Raw genomic sequence first — 11,183 nt, 5'->3', positions numbered from 1 at the left:
CCTTGAGCACCGCCGTCGAAGAGCTGGACCTCTCCGAGCTGGAGCAGCTGCGGACCATCCACGACGAGATCCGCCGCCAGATCGCCCAGAGGATCGTGGGTCAGGACGACGTCGTCGAGCAACTCCTCGTCGCCGTCTTCGCACGCGGCCACTGCATCCTGGAGGGCGTCCCCGGCCTGGCCAAGACCCTGATGGTCCACGCGCTGGCGGACTCGCTGTCGCTGGAGTTCAACCGGATCCAGTTCACGCCCGACCTGATGCCCAGCGACATCACCGGGACCGAGGTCCTGCACGAGGACCGCCAGAGCGGGGCGCGCGAGCTGCGCTTCGTCCACGGGCCGATCTTCGCCAACCTGATCCTGGCCGACGAGATCAACCGCACGCCCCCCAAGACCCAGGCCGCGCTCCTGGAAGCCATGCAGGAGCGGCAGGTCACCGCCGGAGGCCGCCGCCACCTTCTCCCCGACCCCTTCTTCGTGCTGGCGACGCAGAACCCGATCGAGCAGGAAGGAACCTATCCCCTGCCCGAGGCCCAGCTCGACCGCTTTTTGTTCAAGGTCTTCATCGACTATCCCACGCCCGACGAGGAGCGGCGGATCTACCGCATGACGACCGGCGTTCAGCACGACGAGATCAAGCCGGTCGTCGACGGCGAGCGGATCCGGGCGCTCCAGCAGCTCGTCCGCCGGGTGCCGGTCACCGACCACTGCATCGACTATGCGATGGACCTGGTGCGGGCGACCCGGGGCACGGAGCACGGCGGGCCCAAGTTCATCGACGATTGGCTCGCCTGGGGCGCGGGCCCCCGCGCCGGTCAGTCGCTCATCCTCGCCGCCAAGGCCAAGGCCGCCCTCGCGGGGCGGCCGAGCGTGGGGATCGACGACCTGCGATCGGTCGCGCCCCAGGTGCTGCGCCACCGCGTCGTGGTCAACTACAACGCCCAGGCCGACGGCCAGACCAGCGACACGATCGTCAAGCGACTGCTCGCCGAGGTCCCCGTCCGGAAGGGAGCGCCCGATGCCGCCGCCTCGGCCATATTCCGATCCTGACGCCGTCGCGCGGATCTCCGACCTGACCTTGCGGTCGCGGCGGCTGGTGGAAGGGGCGATCAGCGGCCTCCACAAGAGCCCGTTCCACGGCTTCAACGTCGAATTCGCCGAGTACCGCGAATACTCGCCCGGCGAGGACCTCCGTCGCCTCGACTGGCGCGTCTTCGCGCGGTCGGACCGCCACTACGTCAAGCAGTACGAGGAAGAGAGCAACGTCCGGGTCACGTTCCTCGTCGACGCCAGCGCCTCGATGAAGTACAAGGGCGACCGCGCCGCGTTGAGCAAGTTCGACTACGCCTCGACGCTGGTGGTCTCACTAGCGATGCTGCTCACCCGCCAGCAGGACCCCGTCGGCCTGGTGCTGTTCGACGAGAAGGCGGTGAAGACCATCCCGCCCCGCGCCACCCAGTCGCAGGTGCAGCTGGTCGCGGGCATGCTCCAGGCCTGCAAGCCGGAACGACGGACCGAGCTGGGCGGCCTGCTGCTGGCTCTCGGCGACCAGTTCCGCCGCCGCAACATGCTCGTGATCGTCTCCGACCTGCTGACCGACCTGGACACGCTCTACGGGGGCCTCGACCGGCTCCGGTTCAGCGGCCATGAAGTGCTGATCATGCAAGTTCTCGATCACGACGAGGTCGACCTGCCGTTCGACGGGCCGACGGTCTTCAAGGATCTTGAAGGCGAAGAGGAGCTGTTCGCCGAGCCCCGGGGCTTCCAGAAGTCGTACCGGGCCGCGATGGACGACTTCCTCCATGGCGTCCGCAAGGCGTGCGGGGCGCGGGGCTACGACCACGTCCGATTCCTGACCGACGAGCCGCTCGCCGACGCCCTGAGCCGCTTCCTGCACACCCGGCTGGAGGCCGGCCGGACCGACCGCCGCGGCCGCTGATGCGAACCGGCCGCCGATCCCATTCCAGGCCCGAAACGAGTCCGACGGGGGTGATCTCGACGCCATGACGTTCCTGAGTCCACTCCTGATCTGGGGCGCCCTGCTGGGCGCGATCCCCATCATCATCCACCTGCTGAACCGTCGCCGGTTCCGCCGCGTGGAGTGGGCCCCCATGAAATATCTGAAGCTGACGATCCAGCGCAACCGCCGCCGGATCCAGCTCGAAGAACTGCTCCTGTTGCTGCTGCGGGTGGCGTTGCCGGTCGTCCTCTTCTTCTTCCTGGCCCGGCCCGTGCTGAACCCGACGGGCATGGAGCGCTGGCTCGGCCGCGGCGGGCGTTCGAGCGAGGTCGTGCTGATCGACGATTCGCTGAGCATGGGCTACGCGTCGAGCGAGGGCGCGGCCTTCCAGAAGGCCGTGCAGGTGGCGACGACCCTGCTGGGCTCGACGCCCCCCAACGACCGCTGCACGCTGGCGACGACCTCGGCCCCGACGGCCCCGGTGGTCCACGACGTCGAGGCCGGCCGCCGCGAGGAACTGGCCGCCGCCGTAGCGGGCCTATCCCCCACCGCCACCCACGCCGCCTGGCCCACGGTGCTCGCGGGGATCGACGACGTCCTGAAATCGTGTACCTACCCGACCCGCCGGCTCACCATCCTGACCGACCTGAGACGAAGCGGCTGGGACGGGACCGTGGGCGAGATCGCCAAGCGCTGGGGCGACGAGGCGGTCGTCGTGCGGATCGTCGACGTCGGCGCAGTCGAGACGGCGAACGTCGCCCTCCAGTCGCTCGCGCCCCTTGAGCGCACGGTCCTGGCCGGCGCCCCCTCCGCGTGGGAGGCGGTCGTCCGCAACGACTCGCCGCGCTCGATCGTCGCCGCCAAGGCGATCCTCCGCGTGGACGACAAGCCGAGCGAAGTCCCCTTGCCCGAGCTGGCCCCGGGCGCGACCGTCCGCCTGCCGCTCTCCGTCTCGTTCCCCGGCTCGGGCCCTCACGAGTTCTCGCTCCAGCTCCCCGACGACGAGCTGCCCGCCGACGGCCGCCGCTGGGCGTCCGTGCCGGTCAAGGACTCGCTCCTGATCCGCCTCGTCGACGGCGAGCCCTCCGCCGAGCCCTTCGCGTCCGAGGTCGACTACCTCGCCGCGCCCCTGTCGATCGGCGTCGGGTCGGCCGAAGCCTGGCGGATCGAGGTCGTGCCCGACCAGGATTTCCTCTCGCAGCGGCTGGAAACCCCCGACGTGCTCGTGCTGGCGAACGTCGCCGCGCCGACGCCCGAGCAGGCGACCCGACTCCGCCGGTTGGTCCGCGAGGGGATGGGGCTGATGATCTTCGCGGGGGCCCGGGTCGATCTCGGCCTGTACAACGACCTCCTCTTCCGGCCCGACGACCGGATCCTGCCGTTCGCGCTCAAGGCGACCTCCGATCAGCCCTTCCGCGGCCTGTTCATCGAGCCGGTGCGGCCGTCGCCTCTGGAAAAGCTGCTGGAGTTGAAGGCGTCGGCCTTCGAGCGCGTCCCGGTGCGCTGGATCACGACCGTCGACGAGGGGACGGCCACGTCGGGCGAGTCGAAGGAGAAGGACGAGGCCCGCGTGCTGGCCCGCTGGAACGATCCCGACCGCTCGCCGGCGGTGGCCGAGCGGGTCGTCGGCGAGGGCCGCGTGCTGCTCTGGACGACCACCGCCGACCGCACCGGCAACGACTGGCCGGTCGAGCCGAGCTTCGTTCTGGCGATCCGCGAGGCGGTCAAGGGGGTGGCCCGCGCGACGTCGACGGCGAATACGATCGCGGCCGGCGACCCGATCCTTCGCATCGTCCATTCGAGCCACGAGGTCACGAACGCGCGGCTGACCCCGCCCGGCGGCACGGAGCCCCTGTCGTTGGCGGCCGTGCCGATGCCCGACGATCCGACCGACGACCGCGGCCCGGGCTTCTCGATCGACCTCCCGGACACGCGGAGGGCCGGGGTGTACCGGCTGTCGTGGGAAGAGGGCCCGCTCGGGGCCCGCGAGGACGTCTTCGCCGCCAATCCGGATCCCCGCGAGAGCCAGCTGGAGCGGATCGAGTCGGGCGAGGTCAAGAAGCTGCTTGAGCCCCTGAACGTGGAAGTCGTCGCGGCCCGGGGCGACGTCGAGTCCTTCGCGGCGACGGGCCGCGAGATCTGGCGCGACCTGGCGGCCGCGCTGCTCGTCTTGCTCGTCGCCGAGGCGGCCTTCGCGGCGTGGGTCGGTCGGTCCCGGTGAGCCACTCCTGGAACGGGGAATGAACGCGTCGTCATGAATCGATTCTGGCAATACCTCCTGGGCATCGAGACGCCGTCGCCCGGCGCGCCGCCGCCGGACGACGTCCGGCTGGAGCTGGCGTCGCTGCCCCAGGGCGCCGCCGCGGTCGGCGCGGCCCTCGCCGCGCTCGCGCTCGTCGTCCTCATCTGGCAGCTCGCCCGCTGGAGCCGCAAGGACCTGACGACGGGCCGGCGGATCCTCCTGACGGCGATCCGCCTCCTGACGATCGCCGCGCTGGGCGTCATGCTGCTGGAGCCCGTCCTGGTCTTCGTCCGCCGCGAGCAGTCGCCGTCGCGACTGGCGATGATCCTCGACGACTCGGAGAGCATGCGGTTCTCCGACCCCTACACCGACGCCGCGAAAGCCGCCGCGATCGCCGGCAAGCTCGGGGTCGAGGCGAAGGACGGCAAGGCCGCCGCGGATCGCCTGCGCGAATCGCCGCGCCTCGGCCTGGTGCAGAAGGTGCTGGGGGCCAACCTGGAGGCGCTCTCGAAGGGCCGAGACGTGTTCGTCTACGACCTCGAATCGGCCTCCCGCCCCGGCGGCGGCGACGCGGCCAGGACGCGGAAGCTCGAAGACGTGCAGCCCAAGCGTACGGTCTCGCCGCTGGGCGACGCCCTCCGGGGCGTGATCGCGGCCCATCGCGGGCAGCCGGTCGCCGGCCTGATCCTCGCCACCGACGGCCGCTCCAACGCCGGCGAAGATCCGACCCGCGTGGTCGAGGCCGCGGCCCGCCAGAAGATCCCGATCTTCGCCATCGCCGCCGGGGCCGACGAAGGTCCGCGCAACATCCGCCTGGCCGAGCTGCAGGTCGACCCCGTCGTCTTCGCCCGCGACCCGACGACGGTCTCGGTCGTCGTCGAGGCCCGCGGCCTCCGCGACGCCGACGCCACCGTCGTCCTGGAGCGCCGGATCAACGACGGGGCGTGGGAGCCGGTCGGATCCCAGCGCGTCGTGCTGGGCGAGGACGGCGTCCTGAAGCGCGCGACGTTCCGGGTCGTCCCGGCGGTCGTCGGCCAGTACGAGTACCGCGCCAAGGTCGAAGACGCCGGCCCCGAGCTGACCGAGGACGACAACGTCGCGACCGCCGCGGCCCGGGTCGTCCGCCGCCAGATCCGCGTACTGCTGATCGCGGGCGGTCCGTCGCCCGAGGTCCAGTTCCTGCGCAACGCCCTGATGCGCGACCAGCAGGTCGAGTTCGCCGGCTGGCTCCAGCACGCCGACCCCGGCTTCCGCCAGCCCGGCGACCGGCCGATCACGCGGCTGCCCAACAACGACGAGGAGCTGAGCCGCTACGACGCCCTGCTGCTGGTCGACCCCGACCTTCGCACGATGGGCGCGCACTGGCCCGACATGATCCAGAAGTTCGTCGGCCGCGACGGAGGCGGCCTGATCTTCGTCGCCGGCGAGCTGTTCTCGCAGCAGCTCTTCGAGTCGGTCGACGACAAGTCCGCCGGCGGCGGCTGGACCAAGATCCTCCCCATCGTCCGCGACCCCGGCCTCTTCCGCAGCGACGCCGAGGTCCGGCTCAGCTCGCAGAACACCTACACGCTCGACCTGACCTCCGAGGGCCGAGGCGATCCGGTGTTTGAGTTCAGCCCCGACCCGATCCGCAACCGGACCATGCTGACGAGCCTGCCAGGCATGTACTGGAGCTTCCCCGTCACCCGCGCCCGGCCCGGCGCGGTGGTCCTGGCCCGCCACGGCGACCCCCGCATGGCCAACCAGAACGGCCGGCATGTCCTGCTGGCGTCGCAGCTCTACGGGCCGGGTCGGACGGTCTTCATCGGCTTCGACAGCACCTACCGCTGGCGCTATCTGGGCGAGGACTTCTTCGACGGCTTCTGGGCCCGGCTGGTCGACCGCGTGGGCCGCAACAAGGCCCTCGGCGGCCGGTTCCCATTCCAGGTCCACCTCGACAAGAGCCTCTATCGCGTGGGCGACCGGGTCCACGCCTCGATCCGCTACACCGACCCCGCGGCGCTCGCCGAGGCGTCCGAGCTGGTCGCCGAGCTGGAGGCGACCGGCCAGCCTCCCGACCCGATCCGGTTCGAGAAGTCGCCCGAGGATCCGGGCCTGGCGACGGCCGACTTCCCCGCCCAGCAGGCGGGCGCGTACTCGCTCCGCGTCGCGCCGGCCTCCGCGCCCGACCTCACCGGAGGGGCCGACGTCGCGCGGGTCTCGACGACGACGTTTCGCGTCGAGCCCCCTCGCCGCGAGATCGACGAGCCGGCGCTCAACCGCCCGCTCCTGGCCGACCTGGCGCGGATGAGCGGCGGCCGGGTCTTCGAGCTGTCGGACGTCGACCAGATCGACGCCGCCATCCCCATGCGCGAGGTCACGCGCACGATCGAGAACCGCGACGAGCTGTGGGACGCCCCCCTGCTCTTCGGGACCATCATCGTCGGCCTCACGGCCGAATGGCTGCTGCGCAAGCGATATCGACTCGTCTGAACGAGGCCCGGGAACCACCATCGTGTCGATCCTGAACGAACCGACGACGACCCACACGCTCGCCGAGGCCCGGGCCCGGCTGAAGGCCGACCTGGCTCGGCTGCGACGCCGCCTCCGGCTCCAGCTCGCGCTCGAGGTCCTGGCCGAGTCGGCGGCCGTCCTCGCGGCGGCCGGCGCGGCGCTGGTGACGATCGACCGGCTGCTGCGGCCCGGCCTCGCCGCCCGCGTCGCGCTGCTGGGAGTGGCGACCGCGGCGGTCGTCGCCTTCGTGGTCGTCCGGGCGGTCCGACGTCTGCGACCTGCGGGGCTCGACGAGCTGTCGCTCGCCCTGACGCTCGACCGCCATCGACCGGGCCTCGGCCAGCGCGTCGCCGAGATCCTCCAGCTCCCGGCCCTGCTCGAAGACCCCCGCTCGACCACGTCACCGGCCATGGTCCGGCTGGCCGTCCGCCAGGCGTCCGAGGCGCTCGACAAATCCGACTGGACGCGGCTCTGGAACCCGGGACGGACGATCGCGTACGCCGCCCTCGGGGGCCTGGCGATCATCGTCCCCGCGGCCTTCGCGACGATCGATCCCGAGTCAGCCCTGCTGAGCTTCGCGCGCTGGTTCCGAGGTTCGGACGAGCGCTGGCCGCAGGCGACTTATCTGACGGTCATGAACCTCGACGCCAGGGGTCGGCTCCTCGCTCCCCGCGACGAGCGGGCGATGCTCGAAGTCCGCAGCGACCTGCCGCTGATCGAATCCCAGGGAGACCGCTGGTCGGTCGGCGGCCGGGGCGCCCCCCTGCTCCTCCGCTCGAAGCCCAGGAATCCGACGGACCCGGAGGCCGTGACCGTCCGCGAACGAGCCGCGAAGGGCCCCGCGCGGGCGGCGACGATGACCGTGACGTCGCCGTCGCATTACCAGTATGAGTTCCCGCCGTCGCCCACCTCGTCGACCTTCGAGCTCTTCGGCGGCGACGACTGGCTCGGCCCGATCCCGGTCGAGCGCGTCGACCGACCCGCCCTGGCCGGGACGAAGGTTCGCGTGAAGGAGCCCGGCACCGTCGATCCCCAGTTCCGCGACGTCGACGATTCGCCCTCCCGCCTGCTCTTCCTCCCCGACTCGGAGGTCGAGCTGAGCCTGGAGGGGACCCAGGACCTCTCGGACGCAAAATTGACCGTTAACCCGGGGCCCGCGCCCGCCCTGAAACGGACCGGCCCGCGGACGTTCGCGACCACCTGGACGCTCCGCGAGGCGGTCACACTGGAGATCGTGCTCACCTCGTCCGAGACCGGGCTGACCTCGAAACCCTCGTTCATCTCGATCGGCCTGTTGCGCGATCGCGAGCCCCGCGTCACCCTGCGGTCCATGGGCGTCGGCGGCCGCGTGACGCCGGTCGCGACCATCCCGCTCACCCTCGCGGCGACCGACGACTTCGGCCTCGCCGCGCTCCGGATCCAGGCCGACCGCACCCTCGTCACGGGCGATTCGGACAAGCCCGAGCAGCAGACGAAACGGGCTCCCATTTCCATCCCCTTCGAGTCCGACGCCGCGCGGCCGACGCTCGACCATCAGGCCCGCCACGACGTCGCCCTGCAGTCCGACCCGCCCGCCGTGGGGACCGTGCTCCGCTTCACCGCCGAGGCCGACGACCGCTGCGCCCGGGGCGTGCAGACCGGCCGGTCGAGCGTCCTGGCCTTCTCGGTCGTCTCGCCCGACGAGCTGTTCTACGAGATCCTGATCCGCCAGCGCGCCGAGCGGGCCAAGTTCCTGACGCTCCTGGACGCGACCGAGAAGCAGGCCCCGGCCCTCGAAGGCGACGTGAAGGCCGAAGAGGTCGTCGCGATCGCCCGCGCCGAGCAGGCCGCCGGCCGTCAGCTCGGGCAGATCGCCGGCCGGGTGGCCGACGCCCTCCAGGAGATGAAGCTCAACCAGATCGGCTCGCCCAAATCGCACCGGCTCTTGCAGGACGGGGTCGTCGATCCGCTCCGGGCCCTGGCCGCCGGGCCCATGCCGCAGCTCCAGTCGGCGCTCCAGTCGCTCGCCTCCGCAAACGTCCTCAACGGGCCTGTCAAGGATGAAGCTCGACGGCGGCACGCCGAGGTTGTTACAAAGATGAAGCAGATCCTCGAACAAATGTCGCAGTGGGAGAGCTTCGTCGACGTCGTCAACCAGGTCGCGGAGGTCATCAAGATGGAACAGAAGGTCCTCCAGGAGACCGAGAAGGCCCGCGAAACCCGAGCCCAGGAGGTCTTCGATGACAAGGACAAGCCTTGAGCTTCGCCGTCGGTCGACGCCCCTCCTGATCCTCGCCGTCCTGGCGATCCTCGGGACCGCGTCCGGCCTCGCCCACGCCCAGGACGCCGCCGACGTCTTCGACGACGCGCCGGCCGACAAGAAAGACGCGCCGGCCGACAAGAAAGACGCGCCCGCCGAGAAGCCCGCCGAAAAGAAGGACGCGACGGAGAAGAAAGACGCCGAGAAGAAGGACGCCCCCAAGCCCGACGCGGCCAAGGCGATGCCGAAGAAGGACCTGGGCGCCGATCCCAACGTCTCCGACCGGGACTCGATCGAGTTCACGCAGGAGAACGTCGCCTCCCAGATGAATGAGCTGGAGGAGCGGATGTTCCGCCTGTCCGAGGCGCTCCGCAGCCTGGAGCCCGAGAACGCTTCGCGGCTCAAGCTGGCGCTCAAGTTCTCGCGCGAGGAGCTGATCCTCCAGCAGATGAAGGACGCGCGGAAACTCCTCAAGGATGCGCAGCTCTCGAAGGCCGAGACCGAGGTCCGCGAGATGCTGGCCAAACTCGACCACCTGCGCCGGCTGCTGCTGGCGGAGGACCTCGATTTTCAGATGAAGCTGGCGCGGCTGCGGCAGATGCGCGAGACGCTCAACCGCCTCGACCGGATCGTCCAGGAGGAGCGCCGCGAGCTGGCGTGGTCGAAGACGGCCAAGGAGGCCAAGGCCGCGAAGGACGACTTCAAGAAGACCGAGAAGGACCAGGCCGGCAATCGCGGGGCGTCCGACGCGCTGGCGTCGGCGTCGTCGCGGCTGGGCAACCAGGGCATCGCCTTGCAGAAAGACCTCATCCGCGCCTCGGCCGCGATGGGCGAGGCCGAGGGCCAGTTGAGCAAGGAGGCCGCCGACCCGGCCGCCGTCAAGCAGGACGAGGCGCTCAAGCACCTGGTCAAGGGCCGAACCGACCTGGGCAAGGCGGCCGAGGCCCTGCTCGTCGAGCTGCGGACCGAGCTTCAGCAGCGGATCCTCGCCGAGCTGAACGAGATGCACGAGATCCAGGTCTCGATCCGCGAGACGACCGAGGCCCAGGCCCCCCGCGTGGCCCAGAAGTCTCGCACGGCGCTCCTGCTCGTCACCGGCCTCGCCCCCAAGGAGGCCGAGCTGGCCGACCGGATCGACCAGCTTCGCGCCCTGACCGAGGAGACCGAGTTCGGCATCGCCCTGCCGACCTCGCTGCGGGTGATCGGCCGCGAGATGACGCACGCGTCGGAGCTGCTCAAGAACGGCGACCCGACCGAGCCTACCGTGGTCCTGGAGAAGCGGATCGAGGAAGACCTCCTCGCGCTCGCCGAGGCCATGCGCCGGCTGCCGGCCTCGACGCCGCCCAAGCCGGGCACTCCACTCCCCAAGGACCTGCGTCAGCGCGAGCAGGAGCTGAACCGCCTGATCGCCGAGCTGAAGATGATTCGCCTGCTGCAGTCGCGGGTGAACGACGACACCGTGAAGGTCGACCAGGGACGCCCCGGCGAGGCGATCCTGCCTCCCGCCCTCAAGCGGGACATCGAGACGCTGGAGTCGTCCCAGGACGAGATCCGCGAGACCCTCGGGAAGCTCGCCGAGCGATACGAGGGCGCCCCCGCGGAGGCTCCCGCCCCCGAGGAGCCCGCCAAGCCGAAGTGACCGACCGCCGGTCTTGCCAGCCGACCCGTTCCGAACCGCAACGACTCGAAAGGATGAGGCCATGAAGACTAGTTACCGCATCCTCGGAGCCGCCCTGGCGACGCTCGGGGCCGCCACGGCGTCCGCGGCGCCGATCCCGGAGAAGGCGCAGCCGCCCACGATGTCGTCGATCACCGTGAAGATGGGCGGCGTGACCGAATTCCTCGCCAAGACCGTCACGGGCGAGCCCACGCAGAAGGGCCAGAAGGTCGTCCTGCGGAACCTCGACGCGCTGATCGCCGACCTGGAGAAGCAGTGCCAGGGCTGCCGCAACGGCATCGCCAAGAATCGACCCAGCCGCCCCGCGCCCGACTCGAACATCCACGGCGGCACCGGCGGCGTGGGCGACCTGGTCGACGCCGGGCCCGGCGGCAAGGAATGGGCCAAGCTCACCCCCCGCGAGCGCGACCGCATCCTGCAGTCGATGTCGGAAGGCTTCCCGCCCGAGTACCGCACGGTCCTCGAGCGCTACTACCGCCGCCTGGCCGAGGAGAAGTCGGCCACGACCGGCGCCGCCAAGCCCGAGGCGGAGACCCCCGCCGCCGCGCCCGAGACGCCCTGACCCGACCGGC

Annotated in this window: 7 protein-coding genes; all 7 read left to right on the top strand. The window is 70.9% G+C overall.

Annotation, left to right across the window (positions count from 1 at the left end; genetic code table 11):
* Positions 1-2: 2 nt before the first annotated feature.
* The 7 genes from PZE19_RS31275 to PZE19_RS31245 all read left to right on the top strand — a co-directional run bounded on the left by PZE19_RS31275 (position 3) and on the right by PZE19_RS31245 (position 11,173).
* A complete protein-coding gene (locus PZE19_RS31275; protein ID WP_277864599.1) occupies positions 3-1,049 on the top strand; it encodes an AAA family ATPase in 1,047 nt (348 codons plus the stop codon).
* On the top strand, positions 1,018-1,938 hold the full coding sequence (locus PZE19_RS31270) for a DUF58 domain-containing protein (protein WP_277864598.1): 921 nt from the start codon (positions 1,018-1,020) through the stop codon (positions 1,936-1,938). Before PZE19_RS31275 ends, PZE19_RS31270 begins: the two co-directional genes overlap by 32 nt.
* A gap of 64 nt (positions 1,939-2,002) precedes the next feature.
* A complete protein-coding gene (locus PZE19_RS31265; RefSeq protein WP_277864597.1) occupies positions 2,003-4,180 on the top strand; it encodes a BatA domain-containing protein in 2,178 nt (725 codons plus the stop codon).
* Positions 4,181-4,213: 33 nt separating this feature from the next.
* Positions 4,214-6,673: a vWA domain-containing protein gene (locus tag PZE19_RS31260; protein ID WP_277864596.1), complete on the top strand. Its 2,460-nt coding sequence runs from the start codon at positions 4,214-4,216 to the stop codon at positions 6,671-6,673.
* A 22-nt stretch (positions 6,674-6,695) separates the two neighbouring features.
* Positions 6,696-8,933: a hypothetical protein gene (locus tag PZE19_RS31255; protein ID WP_277864595.1), complete on the top strand. Its 2,238-nt coding sequence runs from the start codon at positions 6,696-6,698 to the stop codon at positions 8,931-8,933.
* Positions 8,914-10,572 (top strand): coiled-coil domain-containing protein, encoded by a 1,659-nt coding sequence (locus PZE19_RS31250; RefSeq protein WP_277864594.1) that lies wholly within the window; start codon positions 8,914-8,916, stop codon positions 10,570-10,572. The genes PZE19_RS31255 and PZE19_RS31250 overlap by 20 nt, the downstream gene beginning before the upstream one ends.
* Positions 10,573-10,633: 61 nt before the next feature.
* Positions 10,634-11,173, top strand: coding sequence for a hypothetical protein (locus tag PZE19_RS31245; RefSeq protein ID WP_277864593.1), 540 nt, complete (start codon positions 10,634-10,636; stop codon positions 11,171-11,173).
* Positions 11,174-11,183 lie beyond the last annotated feature (10 nt).

The organism is Paludisphaera mucosa (genome assembly GCF_029589435.1).
Lineage (GTDB): Bacteria > Planctomycetota > Planctomycetia > Isosphaerales > Isosphaeraceae > Paludisphaera > Paludisphaera mucosa.
This window is presented reverse-complemented; position numbering and strand designations above follow the sequence as displayed.